Origin of the sequence: Streptomyces olivaceus (assembly GCF_000721235.1) — a bacterium.
Classification (GTDB): Bacteria; Actinomycetota; Actinomycetes; order Streptomycetales; family Streptomycetaceae; genus Streptomyces; species Streptomyces olivaceus.
Map to the genome: position 1 here is coordinate 35,999 of NZ_JOFH01000009.1, position 18,994 is coordinate 54,992.

17 protein-coding genes are annotated in these 18,994 nt (G+C 72.9%); 4 read left to right on the forward strand and 13 right to left on the reverse strand.

Annotated elements, in window-relative coordinates; genetic code table 11:
- Positions 1 to 52: 52 nt before the first annotated feature.
- The 8 genes from IG94_RS43435 to IG94_RS0112060 all read right to left on the reverse strand — a co-directional run bounded on the left by IG94_RS43435 (position 53) and on the right by IG94_RS0112060 (position 11,195).
- Entirely contained in the window at positions 53 to 2,440 is a 2,388-nt protein-coding gene (locus tag IG94_RS43435) for an SWIM zinc finger family protein (protein ID WP_224326098.1), read from the reverse strand.
- Positions 2,437 to 5,382, reverse strand: coding sequence for a DEAD/DEAH box helicase (locus tag IG94_RS0112030; protein ID WP_031034478.1), 2,946 nt, complete (start codon positions 5,380 to 5,382; stop codon positions 2,437 to 2,439). The genes IG94_RS43435 and IG94_RS0112030 overlap by 4 nt, the downstream gene beginning before the upstream one ends.
- A 123-nt stretch (positions 5,383 to 5,505) precedes the next feature.
- A complete protein-coding gene (locus IG94_RS0112035) occupies positions 5,506 to 6,087 on the reverse strand; it encodes a hypothetical protein (protein WP_031034481.1) in 582 nt (193 codons plus the stop codon).
- The gene (locus IG94_RS0112040; protein ID WP_031034483.1) at positions 6,084 to 7,232 is read right to left on the reverse strand and encodes an ROK family glucokinase; all 1,149 of its coding nucleotides are present in this window, start codon (positions 7,230 to 7,232) and stop codon (positions 6,084 to 6,086) included. Before IG94_RS0112040 ends, IG94_RS0112035 begins: the two co-directional genes overlap by 4 nt.
- A gap of 116 nt (positions 7,233 to 7,348) precedes the next feature.
- Positions 7,349 to 8,161 carry an ATP-binding cassette domain-containing protein gene (locus tag IG94_RS0112045; protein WP_031034486.1) on the reverse strand — a complete coding sequence of 271 codons (813 nt, stop codon included), beginning with the start codon at positions 8,159 to 8,161 and terminating at the stop codon, positions 7,349 to 7,351.
- A complete protein-coding gene (locus IG94_RS0112050) occupies positions 8,158 to 9,198 on the reverse strand; it encodes an ABC transporter permease (RefSeq protein WP_031034488.1) in 1,041 nt (346 codons plus the stop codon). Before IG94_RS0112050 ends, IG94_RS0112045 begins: the two co-directional genes overlap by 4 nt.
- The gene (locus IG94_RS0112055) at positions 9,195 to 10,199 is read right to left on the reverse strand and encodes a sugar ABC transporter substrate-binding protein (RefSeq protein WP_031034490.1); all 1,005 of its coding nucleotides are present in this window, start codon (positions 10,197 to 10,199) and stop codon (positions 9,195 to 9,197) included. Before IG94_RS0112055 ends, IG94_RS0112050 begins: the two co-directional genes overlap by 4 nt.
- A gap of 258 nt (positions 10,200 to 10,457) precedes the next feature.
- Positions 10,458 to 11,195, reverse strand: coding sequence for a GntR family transcriptional regulator (locus IG94_RS0112060; protein WP_107060526.1), 738 nt, complete (start codon positions 11,193 to 11,195; stop codon positions 10,458 to 10,460).
- 129 nt (positions 11,196 to 11,324) lie between these two features.
- Here IG94_RS0112060 and IG94_RS0112065 point away from each other — a divergent pair, with 129 nt between their 5' ends.
- Positions 11,325 to 12,359: a Gfo/Idh/MocA family protein gene (locus tag IG94_RS0112065; protein ID WP_031034494.1), complete on the forward strand. Its 1,035-nt coding sequence runs from the start codon at positions 11,325 to 11,327 to the stop codon at positions 12,357 to 12,359.
- Positions 12,360 to 12,482: 123 nt separating this feature from the next.
- Here IG94_RS0112065 and IG94_RS0112070 read toward each other — a convergent pair whose 3' ends face one another.
- From IG94_RS0112070 to IG94_RS0112080, 3 genes are all read right to left on the reverse strand, one after another.
- Positions 12,483 to 13,142 (reverse strand): hydrolase, encoded by a 660-nt coding sequence (locus IG94_RS0112070; protein ID WP_031034496.1) that lies wholly within the window; start codon positions 13,140 to 13,142, stop codon positions 12,483 to 12,485.
- Between the two features lie 203 nt (positions 13,143 to 13,345).
- Positions 13,346 to 13,684, reverse strand: a complete 339-nt coding sequence (locus IG94_RS0112075) for a GNAT family N-acetyltransferase (RefSeq protein WP_031034498.1) — start codon at positions 13,682 to 13,684, stop codon at positions 13,346 to 13,348.
- A gap of 22 nt (positions 13,685 to 13,706) precedes the next feature.
- Positions 13,707 to 14,696, reverse strand: coding sequence for a pirin family protein (locus IG94_RS0112080; RefSeq protein WP_031034499.1), 990 nt, complete (start codon positions 14,694 to 14,696; stop codon positions 13,707 to 13,709).
- Between the two features lie 125 nt (positions 14,697 to 14,821).
- Between IG94_RS0112080 and IG94_RS0112085 the strand changes: the two genes are divergently transcribed.
- Positions 14,822 to 15,319, forward strand: coding sequence for a carboxymuconolactone decarboxylase family protein (locus tag IG94_RS0112085; RefSeq protein ID WP_031034503.1), 498 nt, complete (start codon positions 14,822 to 14,824; stop codon positions 15,317 to 15,319).
- A 14-nt stretch (positions 15,320 to 15,333) separates the two neighbouring features.
- On the opposite strand, the gene IG94_RS0112090 is transcribed toward IG94_RS0112085, so the two are convergent.
- Positions 15,334 to 15,642, reverse strand: a complete 309-nt coding sequence (locus IG94_RS0112090) for a GNAT family N-acetyltransferase (protein WP_031034506.1) — start codon at positions 15,640 to 15,642, stop codon at positions 15,334 to 15,336.
- A gap of 178 nt (positions 15,643 to 15,820) precedes the next feature.
- Between IG94_RS0112090 and IG94_RS0112095 the strand changes: the two genes are divergently transcribed.
- Both IG94_RS0112095 and IG94_RS0112100 read left to right on the forward strand, forming a co-directional pair.
- On the forward strand, positions 15,821 to 16,288 hold the full coding sequence (locus IG94_RS0112095; protein ID WP_031034508.1) for a MarR family winged helix-turn-helix transcriptional regulator: 468 nt from the start codon (positions 15,821 to 15,823) through the stop codon (positions 16,286 to 16,288).
- Between the two features lie 141 nt (positions 16,289 to 16,429).
- Positions 16,430 to 17,719 (forward strand): glutaminase, encoded by a 1,290-nt coding sequence (locus tag IG94_RS0112100; protein WP_031034510.1) that lies wholly within the window; start codon positions 16,430 to 16,432, stop codon positions 17,717 to 17,719.
- 133 nt (positions 17,720 to 17,852) lie between these two features.
- On the opposite strand, the gene alc is transcribed toward IG94_RS0112100, so the two are convergent.
- Complete coding sequence (gene alc / locus IG94_RS0112105; RefSeq protein WP_031034514.1) at positions 17,853 to 18,983, reverse strand: allantoicase; 1,131 nt, start codon at positions 18,981 to 18,983, stop codon at positions 17,853 to 17,855.
- Positions 18,984 to 18,994: the final 11 nt, after the last annotated feature.

Genomic DNA, 18,994 nt, shown 5'->3' on the forward strand with positions numbered 1-18,994 from the left:
CCGTCGCGGGCCGCGTGCGGGGAGGGGCGTGCCTCGTCGGCGGGGCGGGGGGTCATACGTCGCCGGGGCCGCCCAGACCGGTGAGGGCGCCGACCGGGTCCGGGTCGGGGGTGCCGCGCGGCCACCAGTCCTCGCGGCCGGGCTCGGACTCGTAGGCGTACCAGAGTCCCGTCCGGCCGAGTCGGAGCTGGACGTGGCCCCGGGGGTGCGTGAGGTGGTTGCGCCAGGGGCGGAAGGCGGGGAGGTCGGCGGCGAGCAGCAGGGGGCGGGCGCGGTCGAAGCGGCCGGCCGGCGGGTCCCAGGGTTCCTCAAGGACGTCGAGACCGTCCGGGCCGCCCTGGCGCCAGGCGGCCACGGCACGCGCCAGCTCCGCCGGATCGCGGCCGGTCGCCCCGGCCAGGGACGCGTAGAGCGCGCGGGTGCCGGCGGTGAGACCGGAGCCGGGCCGGGCGGCGGCGAGACGGACGGCGTCCTGCCAGAGCGTCAGGCTCCCGACCGGGTCGCGTCCCGTGGCGAGCAGGGCGTGGGCGCGGGCGGCGGCGTCGGTGGCCAGCTGGTCCAGGGCGAAGGGGTCGGGGCCGCCCGGCGCCGCCGGGTACGAGGGGGGCTGCTCGGGGTGGGGAGGCGTGGGCAGGGGCGCCGGGAGCGGAGGCAGGGCGCGCCCTGTCAGTGCGGCACCGGCACGGACGCCGGGCAGCGGCGCGGGTCCGCGCTCCTGGGCGGCGCGGGCGGCCCGGGCCGCGTTCAGCCGGGAGAGGGCGTCGAGCAGTTCCCGTTCGCCGCGGCCGCGCAGCAGGAGGAGGACGAAGGGGTCGGCGTCCAGCAGCCGCGCCGTCTGGTAGCAGAGGGCCGCTGCGTGCTTGCAGGGGTGCCCGGAGTCGGGGCAGCTGCACTGCGGCGCCAGGTCGCCGGGGCCCGGGAGCAGGGGGACGCCGCAGTCGGCCAGAGAGTGGGGCAGCTCCTTGTCGAGCAGCGCCGCGATGTGTCCGGGGCGCTCGACGGCCGCGTCCAGGAAGCGCCGCCAGTCGTCGTCGCCGAGGGTGCGCAGGCGCACCTGCACGCGGTACGGCCGCGGGCGGCTGCCCTGTACGTAGGCGAGGACCAGGCCGGGCGTGACGGTGACGGCGTCGACGTGCCCCCGCTCGGCGTAGCCGCGCCCCCGCGCCAGTCGGGCGGCGTCCAGGGCGCCCTCCTCCAGCGCGGTCACCCACGCGTTCCCCCACCAGGTCCCGGCGAGTCCCGCGTCCGCCGGCCGGGGCGGCAGCGCGGGGAAGGTGCGCCGGTGTTCGCCATCACGGCCGGGGGCGGCCATCGTGCGGGGGGTGCGCGGGGACGCGGCCGGGGCGCTCGGCGCGGACGGAGACGGGTACGGGGACGGTGTATGCGGTGCGTGCGGGGTGCTCGGCGCGTGCGACGGGCTCGGTGCATGCGGGGCGGCGGCGTCACGGTGCGCCGCTGCGGGGTCCGGGTCCGGTGCCTTCGGGGTCCGGGTCCGGGGCGAACGCGGCTCACGCGGCAGTACGGAGTCCGGAACCCCACGCGGCGGTACGGGGTCGGGCCGCTCGCGCGGCTGTGCGGGATCCGGAGCCTCGCGGCGGGGCGTCGGGTCGTGGTCCTCCGCTTCCGCCCCGTGGCCCTCCGCTTCCGGCTCGTATTCCTCTGTTTCCGGCCCCAGCTCGTCCCACGGCCTCTTACCCGCCGGGCCGGTGTCGGGCGTGTCCCCGGGCGGGAGGGTCTTCCGCACCCGGGCACTCGCCGGTGCGTGCGTGTCCGTCGCGTCCTGGCCCGCCTCCACCGCGTCCGTCGCTCCGGCGTCCGGTTCCCCGGCACCTGAGTCCCCGGCACCCGGTTTTCCGGCCTCTGGTCTTCCGGCCGCTGGTCTTCCGGCGTCCGACTCCCCGGCGTCCGACTCCGGCGGCAGCCGGAACGCGTCCGCGGCGAAGGCGCGTACCGCGCGGGCGCGGGTTTCGGCGGTGCGGGAGTCGGACGCGACCTGCGGGCGACGGGGTGTGCCGGGGTCGCGCCGTACGCCCGCCGCCGCGTCCGCCCCGGCCCGGCGGCGCGCCGCCCGCAGTGCCTCGCGGGCCACGTCCGCCGGCCGGCTGTCGTCGCCGTGCACGGGGCGGGGGCCGCCGGGGTCGTCCTCCGCCTTCGCCGCGTCGGCACCACCGGTGTCCGTCTCCCCGTGCCGCTGTGCGGTGCGGGTACCGCGCAGTGCCGCGCGGGCGACGTCACCGGGGCGCGGCTGCCGCTCCTGGACGTGGCGCTGCGACGGCTCCGGGTCCGCGGTGCCGGTGTCTGTGCCAGTGTCGGTGTCGGTGTCGGCGGGGGCCTCCTCCGCAGGGTCGTCCAGGCGAGGCGCCGCGTCGGTGTCCGTGTCGCCGCGCAGGCGGGCCTCGCGCAGGGCGCGGCGCGCCTCGTCGGCGGGGCGGGGGGTCATGACGGCCTCCGCAGGGACACCAGGTCGGTCAGTTCACGGGAGGTCAGCTCGGTGAGGGCCGCCTCGCCGGAGCCGAGGACGGCGTCGGCCAGGGCCCGCTTGGACCCGAGCATCTCGGCGATGCGGTCCTCGACGGTGCCCTCGGTGACGAGGCGGTGGACCTGGACCGGCTGGGTCTGTCCGATGCGGTAGGCGCGGTCGGTGGCCTGTTCCTCCACGGCCGGGTTCCACCAGCGGTCGAAGTGCACGACGTGGCCCGCACGGGTGAGGTTCAGGCCGGTGCCCGCGGCCTTCAGGGACAGGATGAGGACGGGGGTCGCCCCGCTCTGGAAGCGGTCCACCATCCGCTCGCGCTCCGGCACCGGTGTACCGCCGTGGAGCAGGTCGACGGGGACGGCGCGGGCGGCGAGGTGGGAGGCGAGGAGGCGGGCCATGCCCACGTACTGCGTGAAGACGAGCGCCGAGCCGTCCTCCGCCAGCACCGTGTCGAGCAACTCGTCCAGCAGGGCGAGCTTGCCCGAGCGGGCGGCCGTCCGGTCGGCCCCGCCCGGCGGGTGCTCCTCCTTCAGGAACAGCGCGGGGTGGTCGCAGATCTGCTTCAGCGAGGTCAGGAGCTTGAGGACGAGACCCCGGCGGCCCATGCCCTCGGCCGACTCGATGGCGAGCATCGACTCCCGCACCACCGCCTCGTACAACGCGGCCTGTTCGCGGGTGAGCGGGACGGGGTGGTCCGTCTCGGTCTTCGGCGGCAGCTCGGGGACGATGCCCGGGTCGGACTTGCGGCGGCGCAGCAGGAAGGGGCGGATCAGCCGGGCCAGGCGCTCCGCGGCCTCGTCGTCCTCGCCGTTCTCCACCGCGCGCGCGTGCCGGGCGCGGAAGGACTTCAGGGGGCCGAGGAGCCCGGGGGTGGTCCAGTCGAGCAGGGCCCACAGCTCGGAGAGGTTGTTCTCCACCGGGGTGCCGGTCAGTGCCACGCGGGCCGGGGAGCCGATGGTGCGCAGGGCCTTCGCGGTCGCCGAGTACGGGTTCTTGACGTGCTGCGCCTCGTCGGCGACGACCATCCCCCAGCGCTGCCCGGCCAGTGTCCCGGCGGCGGACCGCATCGTGCCGTACGTGGTGAGGACGAAACCCGCGGTCAGGTCGTCCAGGGTGCGCTCGGCGCCGTGGAAGCGGCGGACCGGCACGCCGGGGGCGAAGCGGGTGATCTCCCGCTGCCAGTTGCCCAGCAGGGAGGCCGGGCAGACCACCAGGGTCGGTTCGGTGCGGGCCCGCCTGAGGTGCAGCGCGATCACGGTGACCGTCTTGCCGAGACCCATGTCGTCGGCGAGGCAGCCGCCCAGGCCGAGCGAGGTCATGAGGTCGAGCCAGGCCAGGCCCCGGAGTTGGTAGTCGCGGAGGGTGGCGTCCAGGCCCGGCGGCGATTCGGCGGGGCGCACTCCGGCGGTGAGCCGGTCGCGCAGGGCGGCCAGGGCTCCGACCGGCACCACGTCGACGGTCTCGCCGTCCGCCTCGGCGCTGCCGGTGAGGGCCGCGGACAGGGCGTCGACCGGGTCGAGCAGGCCGAGGTCGCGCTTGCGCGCCCGGTGGACGAGTACGGGGTCGACCAGTACCCACCGGTCGCGGAGCCGGACGACCGGGCGGTGCGCCTCCGCGAGGGTGTCCATCTCGGCTTCGGTGAGCGGATCGCCCCCGATCGCCAGCTGCCAGCGGAACTGGAGGAGGTCCTCGCTCTCGAAGAAGCCGGTGCCGTCGGTCGCGGAGCCGGGCGCGGACCGGACCACCGCGGTCGCGGTGAGGTCCTGGGCCAGGTCGCGGGGCCAGTGCACGGCGACCCCGGCGGCGGCGAGCCGGGTGGCCGCCACGCCGAGCAGGTCGGTGACCTCGTCCTCGGTGAGGGCGAGGACGTCGGGCACATCCTGCTCGGTGAGCCGGTCGAGCGGCGGCCAGATCCGCGCCGCGCGCCGCACCGCGAGGGCGGCGTCCACGCGGGCGCGGGTGCCGAACGCCGCGTCGGCCTCTCCCGACCACAGGTCCGCGGCGTCGGCCACGAGGGTGGGGTCGGCGAGGCTGTGCACCTGCACGATCGCCGCGCCCGCGCTGCGGACGCCGCCCGGAGCGGCGTCCGCGTCGAACAGGTCGTACGCCGACAGGTCCAGGCGGAGCGAGATCCGCACGCCCGCGTCCATCCCGGCGGCGACCTCCGCGGCCCACTCGTGCGCACCGGGCAGGTGCTGGGCCGCGCGGGCGGCGAACGGACGCCCCGAGACGTGCGGCGCGGCCGGGCTGCGCGGCAGGGTGTCGGCGACCGCGTCCAGGAAGGCCCGGATCAGCGCCTCCGGCTCGGGCAGCCGGATCGGGCCGGGGCTGTCCAGCGGAACCGCGTGGCCCTCCGGGGGCAGGGCCGCGGCCACGGCGCGCAGGTGCGCGACGTCGTCGGGGTCGAGCGGGCCCGCGCGCCAGGCGTCGTGACCGGTGGGGGTCAGGCCGGGCAGCAGTCGGCCGCGCGCGGTGAGCCGCAGGGCGTGCAGGGCGGCCGCGCCCCAGCAGGCGGTGGCCGGGTGGGCGGCGGGGTCGTGCCGGGCGCGGACCAGGTGCGGCAGCGCCTCGCCGATCGGCAACGACACCGCGGGCGTCGTCCGGCGCCGCGCGCCCGCGCCGTGCCGCCGTACGACGGTGAGCTCGGTGAATTCGGTGAGCTCGGTGGATTCGGTGGGATCGGCCGGCAGGGCGTGCAGGGTGTCCGCCGCGGCCCCGTGGCCGGTGGGGACCGGGCCGTCCTCGGGGTCCCAGAAGGCGACGCGGCCGTCGCGCGGGAGAGGGGCGGGCAGGAAGACGGCCGCGAGCCTGACCGGCACGTCCCCGCCCGAGGCCCCCGGCGCCGCCCGGGGCCGCTCCCCCGCCCGCGCGGCGGCCGTCGTGTCCGCCGCGGCACCGTCGCTCATACGTCCTGTCACCTCCCGCCCGTCCACCGGATCAGATGTCTTCGACTCTACGGGCGGGGTCTGACAATCGGCTCCGGCGGCCTGCCGGAGCCCGGCCGGTGCGGGTCCTGCAGGTCCTGCGGGTCAGGGAACCGTGTGCGAGACGAGGTACACCATCGGATAGTCCGGGTTGTCCAGGTCCACCACGATGTCCTGGGTCGGCGCCGGGTCCGACTGCTCGTTGACGACGCCCCACCAGGTGCTGGACTCGCGGAACTTCCAGCCGGTGACCCGCTGGGCCCGGTCGCTGATGGTGACCTTGTCCTTCTGCAGCGCGTCCCGGTCGAGGTCCAGACCGGCCAGGAAGACGTCCAGTCCGGCGGCGGTGGTCTCGAACTGGACGTAGAGCCGGCTGGTCTTCCAGTTGTTGGTCTCGTAGTACGCGATCTTGTCGGCGGGCACCGGGACCGGCACCTCGTAGATGCGGCGCTGGAGTTTGGACGGCCAGCCCCTGGTCATGCCGGTCGCCGCGTACTTCGCCTCCTTGTCCCGGCCGCTGTCGCGGCTCTGGCCCGCGGAGATCGCGAGGTAGCCGGCGGGGACGCCGATGAGCAGCACGATGGTGATCAGGGTGAGCGCGCGCCGGCGGATCATGTGCCGGCGGTCCTCGCCCGGGGGCCCGGACTCCTCCGGGGACGGCGCCTGGTGCGGCAGGATCTCCGTCACAGCGACTCCCCGGGCGTGCGGCGGGCCTCGGCGTACCGCTCGTACCGCTCGTAGCGCTCCACCCGGCGCCGCTTGGCCCGGCGGAACCGGCGGGCGACCAGCCGGGCCAGGTCGGCGGCGCCCACCATGCCGGCGTCGGGGCCGAGCTGGGCGCGGACGATGCGGGCCTCGGGACGGTAGCCGCGGCCGGTGAGCTGGCGCTTGAAGGCGTCGCGCGCGGGGCCGATCAGCAGGTCGTCGGCGGCGCTGACCCCGCCGCCGATGACGAAGCAGGACGGGTCGAGGGCCGCGGCGAGGTTGGCGATGCCGACGCCGAGCCACTGGCCGATGTCCTGGAGCAGCTCGACGCACATGGCGTCGCCCTCGCGGGCCAGCTCGGTGATCATCGGTCCGGTGATGTCGCCGATGCTGCCCTTGACGTGCTCGATGATGCCGTACGCCACCGGCGAGTCGGCGGCGGCCAGCTCGCGGGCCTCCCTGACCAGGGCGTTGCCGGAGCTGTACTGCTCCCAGCAGCCGCGGTTGCCGCAGGGGCAGCGGTGGCCGCCGGGCACCACCTGCATGTGCCCGAACTCGCCGGCGACCCCGTACTTGCCCCGCTTGACCTGGCCGCCCTCCAGGATGGCGCCGCCGATGCCGGTGCCCAGCGTGATCATGACGAGGTGGTCCTCGTCGCGGCCGGCGCCGAAGCGCCACTCGGCCCAGGCGGCGGAGTTGGCGTCGTTGTCCACCAGGACCGGGACGGCGAGGCGGCCGGCGAGGCGGTCGCGCAGCGGTTCGTTGCGCCAGGACAGGTGGGGGGCGAACAGCACGCGGTTGCGGTCGGCGTCGACCCAGCCGGCCGCGCCGATGCCGACGGCGTGCACGTCGTGCCGGTCGGAGAGGTCCAGGACCAGCTCGACGATGGTGTCCTCGACGACCTTGGGGCTCTTGGACTTGTCCGGGGTCTCGGTGCGGAGCCGTTCCAGGATGTTCCCGTCGGCGTCCACGACTCCCGCCATGACTTTCGTGCCGCCGATGTCGATGCCGACCGTCGGCACGCGGGGTGCCGTCAGGTGCGAGCGGCGTTCCCTCGTGCCCACGGTGCGCAGGACCGGGGCACGGCGGGATCCGATGGGGGCGGTGAAGTCGCGGTAGGTGCTCATCGGGTGCGATTGTGCCGCACGGCTCCGCCGGGTGCCGAATGGGACAGGGGGTGGTGTGACCGGTTCGTTGCCGGGCGCGGGTGCGCCGTGGTTACGCGCACCGTTCCCCGCGCCCCTTATCGGCGCCGCAGTTCATGGCGTAGATCGTCCAGCTCGTTCCCGCCCGCCATCTGCCCGGTGAGCTCGTCCAGCGTGATGCCCTCGCGGGTGTAGGCGCCCGTCATGGTGCCGCGTTTCAGCAGGACGAACCGGTCGCCCACCAGGTACGCGTGGTGGGGGTTGTGGGTGATGAGGACGACGCCCAGACCCTGGTCGCGGGCGGCCGCGACGTACTTCAGGACGACTCCCGACTGCTTCACACCCAGGGCCGCCGTCGGCTCGTCGAGCACCAGGACCTTCGCGCCGAAGTGCACCGCGCGGGCGATGGCCACGCACTGGCGCTCGCCGCCGGAGAGGGTGCCGATGGGCTGGTCGACGTCGCGCAGGTCGATGCCCATGCGCAGGAGTTCCGCGTGGGTGGTGCGGCGCATGTGCTCGACGTCCATGCGCCGGAACGGCCCCCTGCCCTTGCGCGGCTCGGAGCCGAGGAAGAAGTTGCGCCAGACCGGCATGAGCGGGACGACGGCGAGATCCTGGTAGACGGTGGCGATGCCGCGGTCCAGGGCCTCGCGCGGGGAGGAGAGGCGGGTCTCCTCGCCGCCCAGGGCGAGGGTGCCGCCGTCGTGCTGGTGCAGACCCGCGATGATCTTGATGAGCGTCGACTTGCCCGCACCGTTGTCGCCCAGCACGCAGGTGACGTCGCCGGCGTACACCTCCAGGGACACGCCTTCGAGGGCGCGGACGTTGCCGTAGTTCTTGCTGACGCCGGACAGCTCGACGAGCGGCGTACGGCTGCCCCCGCGCGGTGCGGCGTTCTCGGGCTGCGTCACTTGGTGGCCTCCGCGCGCTTGCGGACCCAGGCATTCAGCAGGGTCGCGAGGAGCAGCATCGCTCCGAGGAAGAACTTGAACCAGTCGGGGTTCCACTCGGCGAAGACGATGCCCTTGCTGGTCATGCCGAAGATGAGGGCGCCGACCGCCGAGCCGACGGCGCTGCCGTAGCCGCCGGTGATCAGGCAGCCGCCGATGACGGCGGCGATGATGTAGATCAGCTCGTTGCCGACGCCCTCGCCGGACTGGACGACGTCGTAGGAGAAGAGCAGGTGCTGGCCGGAGATCCAGGCGCCGAGAGCCACTCCCATGTAGAGGCCGATCTTGGTTCTGGTGACCGGGACGCCCACCGCGCGGGCGGCGTCCTTGTTGCCGCCGACCGCGAGGATCCAGTTGCCGGCGCGGGTGCGCAGCAGGATCCAGCTGGCGACGGCGACCAGGGCGAGCCACCACAGGATGGTGACCTTGAAGCCGACGCCGCCGACGGTGATCGTGGAGGCGAAGACGTCGCGGGCGGACGGGAAGCCCTCCATGTCGGCGATCGACTTGGTGGAGACGGTGCCGCCCACGAGCTTGGTGAAGCCGAGGTTCAGGCCGGTCAGCATCAGGAAGGTGCCCAGCGTGATGATGAAGCTGGGGAGTTTCGTGCGGGTGAGCATGAAGCCGTTGAAGGCGCCGATCGCCAGGGTGACCAGCAGCGACACGCCGACGCCGACCCAGACGTTCGCGGTCGCCTGATAGCTGAACATCGACGACACCAGGGCCGACGACGTCACCATGACGCCCGCGGACAGGTCGAACTCGCCGCCGATCATCAGCAGTGCCACCGGGACCGCCATGATGCCGATCGTGGAGGCGGCGTAGAGCACCGTGCTGAGGCTGGAGGCCCGCAGGAAGCTGTCGGCGAAGAAGACGAAGAACACGAAGACCGCGATCGCGCCGACGACGGAGCCCAGCTCGGGGCGGCCCATGAGTTTCCGCAGCGGAGAGGCCTGCAGAATCCTTTCGTCAGCGTCTCTCGCCCGCGTGGCGCTCATCGCGTGCCCCGCTTGGTGTAGTCGGCCAGCGCGTCGGCGTCGTCCTTGGTGACGATCTCGGGTCCGGTGAGCACCGGCCGGCCGCCGCCGAGGACGTCGGCGTTGTACTTGTTCAGCCACAGCAGGTCCACGGCCTCGTACCCCTGGAGGTAGGGCTGCTGGTCGACGGCGAAGCCGAGGGTGCCGTCCGCCAGTCCGGCGGCCACCTTGGCGTTGAGGTCGAAGGTGTCGACCTCGGCCTCGCTGCCCGCGCCCTGCTTGGCCTTGACCGCGGTGTCGGCGTAGGGGGCGCCGAGGGTGACCACGGCGTCGACGGACTTGTCGGTCTGGAGCTTGGCCTCGATGGCGGACTGCACGTCCGGCATGCTGGTGCCGTTGACGTAGAGCCGCTGGACCTTGCCGTCGAAGGACTTCTCGACCCCGTCGCAGCGCTGCTCGTGGCCGACGTTGCCCTGCTCGTGCAGGACGCACAGGGCCTGCTTGCGGCCTCGCTGGTTCAGCTCGTCGCCGACCGCCTCGCCCGCGATCGACTCGTCCTGGCCGACGTGGGTGAGGGCGCCGAACGCCTTGGACTCCTCGGACCCGGAGTTCACGGTGATCACCGGGATACCGGCCTTCCGCGCGCGGGCCAGCGCGGACTTCATCGCGTCGGGCTTGGCGAGCGTGACCACGATGCCGTCGACCCTCTTGTCGATGGCCGCGTCCACGAGCTGGGCCTGCTGCTGGGCCTCGTCGTCGTGGGAGTAGAGGAAGTTGATGTTGTCCTTGACGGCGGCCTGCTCGGCACCGCTCTGGACGATGTCCCAGAAGGTGTCTCCGTCACCCGAGTGAGTGATCATCGCGAAGGTCCAGCGCGGCGTGTTCACCGCCGCCTTCCCCTGGGCCGACGCGGCCTTGCGGGCGTCCTCGGCGCGCTTGCCGCCGGTACTGCTGCAGCCGGCCAGGGACACCGACAGTGCCCCTGCCAGTGCGATGCCCACCCATGTCCGAAACCGTGCCACGAGGCCGTGCCCTTCTTGCTGTGCCGTGCTGTGCGCGCCGGGCGCCCGGCGCCCGGCCGGGATCCGCGGATCCCAAACGCCCCATTGTCCGACACACAAGCGGAGCGCGTGCTTCCGGGGACCGGTCACGGGTCACATTGTCCGGACATGGCGAGAAACCCGCACGGCGCGGGCGACCACTCGGCTGAGCCGCAGACACCGGCCGGCCTGGCCGAGCACCTCACCAGTACGGACGCCGGTCGGTGCGGGCCGAGCCCGTCAGGACCGTACGAGCAGCTGGAACTCGAAGGAGTAGCGGGACGGCCGGTAGGTGTGCGTCCCGAACTCGACGGCGCGTCCCGTGTCGTCGAACGTCGCGCGCTCCATGGTGAGCAGCGGGGCGCCCTCGTCCTCGCCGAGCCGGTCGGCCTCGTCGGCGGTGGCGGCGCGGGCGCCGATGGTCTGGCGGGCGCTGTGCAGGGTGATGCCGACGGCACGCATGAGCCGGTACAGGCCGGTGGCCTCCAGTTGCCCGGTGTCCAGGTCGAGGAGGCCGGGCGGCAGGTAGTTGCACATGTACGCCATCGGTTCGCCGTGCGTCAGCCGCAGCCGTTCGACGCGGTGCACGTCGCTGTCCTCGGCCACCGAGAGCGCGGCGGCGACCTCCGCGGTGGCCGGGACGACGGTGTTGACCAGGACCTTCGTGGCCGGACGCTGCCCTGCCGCCTCCAGGTCGTCGAAGAGGCTGCTGAGTTCCAGCGGGCGCCTGACCTTGCTGTGCACGACCTGGGTGCCCACGCCCCGGCGGCGCACCAGGAGGCCCTTGTCGACCAGTGACTGGATGGCCTGCCGGACGGTGGGCCGGGACAGACCGAGCCGCGCGGCCAGCTCGATCTCGTTGCCCAGAAGGCTGCCGGGTGTCAGTGCGCCGTGCTCGATCGCGACCTCCAGTTGCTGCGACAGCTGGAAGTACAGCGGCACGGGGCTGCCGCGATCCACGCTGAGGTCCAGCGACACGGTCGGGTCCACTTCTGGTTTCGGCACGCGCCGAGCGTAGCTCCGCGCACTGACGACGGGAAGTTGCGCGGTCCGATTGTCCGGACATACGGATTGACAGTGCGCGGGCTGTGAGCCCACTTTGATTCCATGCGCATCGGGGTCATCGGTACGGGCCGCATCGGCACCGTTCACGCCAACACGCTCAGCCGCCATCGCGACGTCGGATCACTGATCCTCACGGACGCCGACCTCTCCCGGGCCCAGGACCTGGCCCACCGTCTGGGCGAGACCGCGGCGCCCGGAGTGGACGAGATCTTCCAGTGGGGAGTGGACGCGGTGGTGATCACCACGGCGACGCCGGCCCACGCCGAGCTGATCGGCCGGGCGGCGCGCTCGGGGCTGCCCGTGTTCTGCGAGAAGCCGATAGCTCTCGATCTGCCCGGGACCTTACAGGCGATCGCCGAGGTGGAGAGCGCGGGCACGATCCTGCAGATGGGGTTCCAGCGCCGCTTCGACACCGGCTACACGGGCGCGCGGGAGGCGGTGCGGTCCGGGCGGCTGGGCCGGCTGCACACCGTCCGCGCGGTGACCAGTGACCAGACGCCGCCACCGGCCGAGTACCTGCCGCAGTCCGGCGGCCTCTACCGGGACACGCTCATCCACGACTTCGACGTCCTGCGCTGGGTGACCGGCCGGGAGGTCGTCGACGTGTACGCCGCCGGGTCCGACGCCGGGCCGCCGATGTTCCGGGCGGCGGACGACGTGGACACCGGCACGGCCCTGCTCACCCTGGACGACGGCACGCTGGCCACGGTGACGGGGACGCGGCTGAACGGGGCGGGGTACGACGTGCGCATGGAGCTGGCCGGGGAGCTGGACCAGATCGTCGTGGGCCTGGACGACCGTACGCCGATCGCGTCGACCGAACCGACCGGGCCGCCGGCCGCGGACAAGCCGTGGACGGGCTTCGTGGAACGCTTCGGGCCCGCCTACGAGGCGGAGCTGGCCACGTTCGTACAGGTCGTACGGGGCGAGCGGCCCAACCCGTGCGACGGGCGCGAGGCGCTGCAGGCCCTGCGGATCGCCGAGGCCTGCGACCTCTCCCGCCGCGAGCGCAGGCCCGTACGGCCCGCCGAGCTTCCCGGCGCCCCCACCGGCCGGCATCCGGCCGGCGTCCACTGAGGGCACCGGCCTCACCCGGGTCGGCGATCCCGCACCGACGGGCCCCGGACCGGCGAATTCCGGTCCGACGCCCCCCGGCCCAGCACCCCCGGCCCGCCGCCTCTCCCCCCTTACTGATCCCTGTCAGGCGTCGGCGCCGGTCCGGCCGGTGGCGAGCAGCTGCGTCTCCCAGGCGAAGGCGACACCGGTGGCGCCCCCGTGCTCCGCCAGCACCTCGGCCAGGGCCGGGATGGTCTCCTCGCGGGCGTAGTCGCGCTGCCACTCACTCATCACGGCCAGCCAGGTGATGGGCACGACGCCCGCCTGGATCATGCGCCGCACGGCCATGTCGTGGCTCTCCTCCGAGGCACCGCCCGAGGCGTCGGTGACGACGTAGACGTCGAAGCCCTCGCCCGCCGCCTGTATCGCGGGCATCGCGACGCAGACCTCCGTCCAGAGACCGGCGATGATCAGCTTCTTGCGGCCGGTCGCCTTGACGGCGTCGACGACGCGCTCGTCCTGCCAGGTGTTGACGAGCGTGCGGTTGATCGGCTTCTGGTCCGGAAACACGTCCTGCAGCCCCTTGATGAGGTAGCCGCCGCGTTCCTCCAGCACGGTCGTCAGGATGGTCGGCACACCGAACCCCTTGGCGGCCTTGGCGAGGCCGACGGCGTTGTTCACGATCATCGTGGGCTCGTGGCTGTTCAGGTTGGCGAACTGGAACGGCTGGTGGTCGATCAGGACGACGACGCTCTGCTCGGGCGTCAGCAGCGCCTGCAGTCCGGACTTCGTTCCGTTGCTCATGGTGATCCCTCTCCCGGTATGCGTATCCGCTGTGACCGCGATGCTCAGAGACATCGGCAACGGGCCGCTCAGTCACTCAAGTTGATGACGTGTCACCTATATTAGCGACACTGGTTGATACGTCAACCAATCGGTCGCGAGGCTGCTCCAAAGGGCGGGGAAGGATCATTGACGGCCAGGCGCACGCCCCCCGAACGGGACGCTCAGTCGAGCTGCGCCTTCAGCCAGCGCAGCACCTCGGGCGTGACGGGGTCGGTGATGTCCGCGAACTCGTCGTGCCGCTTGAGGAACTTGGCGACGTAGGGGCAGACCGGGACGATCCGCATGCCGGACGCACGCACGTCGGCGAGCGCCTGCTGGACCAGCTGCGGGGCCAGCCCCCGGCCGGCGAACGCCTCGTCGACCTCCGTGTGGAAGAAGACCCGCTGCGCGCCCAGATCGCGGTAGGCGGTCAGTCCGGCGCGTTCTCCGTCGACCAGGATCTCGTACCGGCGCTCGGCGTCCACCCGTTCGACGACCGTGGTGCTGGAGGACTCGCTCATGGTGTGCCTTTCGTCGGGGGGTTCAGCGGGTCGGCGGGTTGCGGCGCGGCGTGAGGACGGCGTTCGGCAGAGCCGGGGCGGGAAGGCGGCCTCCGGGGTGGTCCCCGATGACGCCGAAGCGGTCGGTGGAGGCTTCCCAGTCCTCGCGGGCCCGCACGATGTCCTCGTGACTGCGGCCGACGAAGTTCCACCACATGACGATCTCCTCACCGAAGGGCGGCCCTCCGAGGAGGACGAGCCGCGCCGGGGCGTCGGTCTCGTTGGCGACCGTCAGGACGTCCGCGCCGCGGGGGACGTAGCCGAGTTCGGCGGGCCGCAGCACGGTGTCGAGCAGGCGGACGTCCCCCCTGTCCACGAGGAGGCCGTGCTCGAACGTCGCGTCCACGGGAAGGGCGAGCGTCCCGTGCGGTTCGACGACGATCTCGGCGCCGAGCAGCGGCGTGAAGCCCCGGACCGGGGAGGTCCGGCCGGCGAGGGAACCCAGGAACACCCTGATCTCGGCCCCGTCGACCCGCGCGGGTTCGGGCACGTAGTGCTGGAAGTCCCGGGCGGCGCCGCGGTGTTCCTCGGGCAGCGCGACCCACAGCTGGACGCCGTGGATGACGGTGGTGTCCGGGGTGGAGACCTCCGAGTGGGCGATGCCGTGTCCGCCGGTCATGAGGTTCATCTCGCCGGGCCGGATCAGGGCGTGGGTGCCGAGGGTGTCGCGATGCTCGATCTCTCCGCTGAACAGCCAGCTCACCGTCTGCAGTCCGGTGTGCGGATGCGGGGGCATGTTCATTCCGCCCAGTGCGGCGACCTCGTGCGGGCCGTAGTGGTCGGCGAAGCACCAGGCACCGATGAGCGAGCGCAACCGCTGGGGCAGCGTCCGCCGCACGCGCATCGCCCGCGGGCCGCCCAGGGGGACCTCACGCGCCGACAGGACGTCGACCCGGGCGGCCCCGGGCGGCCGGTCGCCCTCTACGGGCGCACCGCAGCGCAGAGCCGCGGCACCGGTTTCCGTGTTGCTCACCGAGAGCACCTCCCGCTCGATCTGGTTGTCGCATCAACTAGGATGCCACGAGGGCAGGCCGATGGCCACAGCACCCGCACGGACACAGGAGGCCACCGCGAGCGTGGCCCGAAGGAGGCCCCGACGTGAACGACCACCTCGACAGTCCCCCATCCCGCAGGGTCTTCATCGACAAGCAGAGCCCCAAGGCCTTCCACGCGCTGGTGCAGGTCTCGGAGGCGGTCCGGACGACGGCCGCCGAGGCCGGACTCGACCGGACCGCGGTGGAGCTGATCAACCTCCGGGTGTCGCAACTCAACGGCTGCGCCTACTGCCTGGACGTGCACACCGGGGCGGCCCTGCGCGCCGGTGAATCACCGCGGAGACTCGGCGTCCTGCACGCATGGCGGGACACCGGCCTGTTCACTCCCGAGGAGCGTGCGGCCCTGGCGCTCGCGGAGGCCACGACCGAGCCGGCGGACGCCGCGGCCCAGACGTCCGCCTACGAGGAGGCCCGGCGGGTCCTCTCCGAGGCGCAGATATCGGCCGCGATCTGGGTGGCGATCACCATCAACGCGTTCAACCGCGTGTCGGTCATGAGCAAGCACCCGGTACGGCCGTCCCCCGCCGCGCAAGGGAACTGAACCCCCTGGAGCCTTCAGTCGCTGACCTGACTCCGGGACTGGTACAGCAGGTCCTGGTACTCGGGGTGCCTGGCGATCCAGCCCGCGAAGAAGGGGCAGGTGGCCAGCACCCGCAGACGGGCGGCGCGGGCCTCGTCCAGGGCCGTGCGGACCAGCGCCGACCCGACTCCCGCACCCTCGTACTCCGGCCCGACCTCGGTGTGCACGAAGGCGACGAGTTCCGCCGTACGGATGTACTCCGCGACGCCCGCCACCTCGGGCCCTCCGTCGACCCGGGCCTCGTAGCGCTTCGCCTCGGGCACGTCGCTCACTTCGACCGTCATGAGTCCTCCTCGTGGGGTTCGTTCCCGCCCTGCCCGGCGGGATCCGCCGGGGGACGTCAGCCTAGTCCCGCCAAGTTGATGCATCAACTTGATGAAGGCGTGAAGAGTGCGGGTGCACCGCGGGCCTCGGCACCGTCACCACTAGATGAGCTGTCAACGATTTCGTTAGACTGACCCCATGGACGCACAGCCGCGGTGGCTCGACCCGGAGCAGAAGGCCGCCTGGGACAGCTTCATCCGCATGCAGGAGACCCTCATCGGACGGCTGTCCCGACGCATACAGGCCGACTCCTCGATGTCGGCCGCCGACTACATCGTGCTCGTCAGCCTCACCGAACGGGGCGGCGGACGGCTGCGTTTCCTGGATCTGGCCAAGCTCGTGGAGTGGGAGAAGAGCCGCATGTCCCACCAGGTCACGCGGATGGCGAAGCGCGGACTCGTGGCCAGGGAGGAATGCCCCGACGACGGGCGCGGAGCCTTCGTCGTCGCCACCCCGGCCGGCTACAAGGCCATCGAGGAGGCCGCGCCCCAGCACGTCGAGCACGTGCGCCGCCTGTTCGTCGACGCCCTGACCCCCCACCAGCTCAGCACGCTCGGCCGCCTCTCCCAGCGCGTCCTGGACCACATGGAGAAGCAGCCGGACTGACCGGGCGCGACACGACCGGGCCGGAATCTCCCTGCATCACCCGAGTACCCCCGGCGCCATGCCACGATGTTTTAGTTGACATGTAAACCATGGCAGGCAGTGCGGAACACGGCGTGAGGACATCTCCCTCATGGAGGACGAATGCGGCCCATCATTCCCGACTATCTGGCCGAAGTACTGGGAGATGTCGAGTCGGACACCTCCGGAGAGCCGGCGGGGTACATCCCCGAACTGGCGGCGGCGGACCCCGAGCGTCTCGGCGTGGCCCTGGCCATGACGGACGGCGAGGTCTACGGCGTCGGCGACATCGACGTCGAGTTCACCATCCAGTCGGTCTCCAAGCCGTTCGCCTACGCACTGGCCCTGGCCGATCGGGGATTCGACCCCGTACTCGCCAAGGTCGGTGTCGAGCCGTCCGGAGAGGCCTTCAACGAGATCTCCCTGGAGAGCGGTACCGGACGGCCCCTCAATCCCATGATCAACGCCGGCGCGATCACCGTCCACTCGCTGGCCGGCGCCAAGGACCTGGACCCGGGCGAGCGGGTGGAGCACGTGCTCCAGGGCCTCTCGGCGTTCGCGGGCCGTCGGCTGAGAACGGACGAGGCGGTGTGCGCCTCCGAGATGGAGCACGCCCACCGCAACCTCGCCATCGCGCACATGCTCCGCAGCCACGACGTCCTCACCGAGGACGCGGGAGCCGTCGTGGAGGGTTACACCCGCCAGTGCGCCGTGCTCGTCACCACGAGGGATCTGGCCATGATGGCCGCGACGCTGGCCAACCGCGGGAAGAACCCTCTGACGGGTGAGCAGGTGGTGCCGGAACCCGTGGTGCGCCAGGTGCTGAGCGTCATGTTCAGCTGCGGCATGTACGACGCCGCCGGTGACTGGGCGACCCAGGTCGGCATTCCGGCGAAGAGCGGGGTCGCCGGGGGTCTGATCGGCGCGCTCCCCGGGCAGATCGGCATCGCCACGTTCTCCCCGCGCCTGGACGCCCACGGCAACAGCGTCCGCGGCGTGTCCTTGTTCGAACGCCTCTCGTCGGACATGGGGCTGCACGTGATGGAGGTGCCTGCCACGTCGCGTTCCGTCGTGCGCTCCAGCCATGTCCTCGGCAGTGGTCCGCAGGCACTCAGGGTCCTTGAACTGCAGGGCGGCATCGGCTTCGCCGGAGCCGAGAGAGTCGTCAAGGAAGTCGTGGACGCCCCGCCCGCGGAGACCAGGGTGGCTCTGGACCTGACAAGGGTGCACTCGATCGACGACGTGGCACGGCGCATGCTGCTGGAGATCGTCCGGCGACTGACGCTGACCGGCCACGAGGTCTACCTCGTCGACCCCGAATCGGTCGTCCCCGATCCCGATCCCGGCGACGGTGGCCGCGTCGAAGTCGTGGACCATGTGGACCGCGCCGTGGCTCCGCGAACGGCGCCGTGACTGCCCTCTGCACGACCGGCCGCGGCCACCCGCGACCGCCCGCGACCTTCCCCGGGCGGCCGCTCGCCGCGGGGCGCGCCGGTGCTGTCCGGCCGGTGCGCCCCCGCGGAGCCGGCGGGCGGCGGGCGGCGGGTCAGCCGCCCAGTTCCTGGTGGCGGGCGGCGAGCCGGGCGGCGCCGTCCTCCGTCAGGGAGCCGAACAGGCGCAGCCGGGAGATGCCGCCGTCGGGGAAGATGTCCACGCGCGCGTGCGTGCCCTCGGCCGCCTCGGGCAGGACGAAGCGGTGGTTGGTGTCGGGCTGCAGCCGGGTGCGCGGGAGCACCTCGCGCCATGCGCCGCCCTCACCGTCCCTGACGGAGACCGAGGCCCAGCCGGCCGAGTTGCCCTTGAGGTACGCCGTGTCGATCTCGACGGCGCGGATGCGGGAGCGGTCCACCAGGCGGTACTGGATCCAGTCGTTGCCCCGGTCGCGGCGGCGGCGGGTCTCCCAGCCGTCGTCCATCTTGCGGGAGCGGCCCGGCTGGATGGTGTTGGTGGCCGGCGAGTAGAAGAGGTCGGAGGCGTCCTCGACCCGGCCGCCGTTCTCCAGGGCCACCACGTCGAAGGTGCCGAGGGCGGTGAGCCAGGCCGGGTCGGGCACGACCTCGCCGTACACGCGCAGGCGGGCGATGCCGCCGTCGGGGTGCTGCTTCAGGCGCAGGTGGGTGAAGCGCTGCTCGGCCGGGACGGCGAAGCCGTTGGCGGCGTGGCCGCCGACGGCGGTGCGCGGGACGAGGGTCGTCCACTTGACGTCGTCGGCGAGCAGCTCCTCGGGCGACGGGGAGCCGTCGAGCGAGGTGCCCTCGACGGAGACGGCCTGCGGGTAGTTGCCGCGGAAGTGGGCGGTGTCGACGACGATGCCGCGGATCACGCCGGGGGCGCCGAGGCGGATCAGCGCCCAGTCGTGGTCGTCCTCGGTGGGCCAGGGCTCCCCGGCCGAGGCGCCGCGGCGGCGGCGGGTCTCCCAGCCGTCCATGATCTTGCCCTTGTGGCCGAAGTGCTCGGGGTCGAACTCGGCGCGCCCGGGCACCAGCAGGTTCTCGCGCTGGGCGAAGAACTCGTCGTTGGCGGCGACGACACCGGCGCCCAGTCGCCGGTCGGCGAGGTTGGCGTGCTGGGTGAAGGGGAGGTCGGCCGTGCGGTAGTCCGCGTACGGGTCACCGCCTCCGTAGGGGCGCGCGTCGCCGGTGAAGCTGGCCAACGAGGTGTTCTGCTGGGCCGTCACGGTGATCAGGT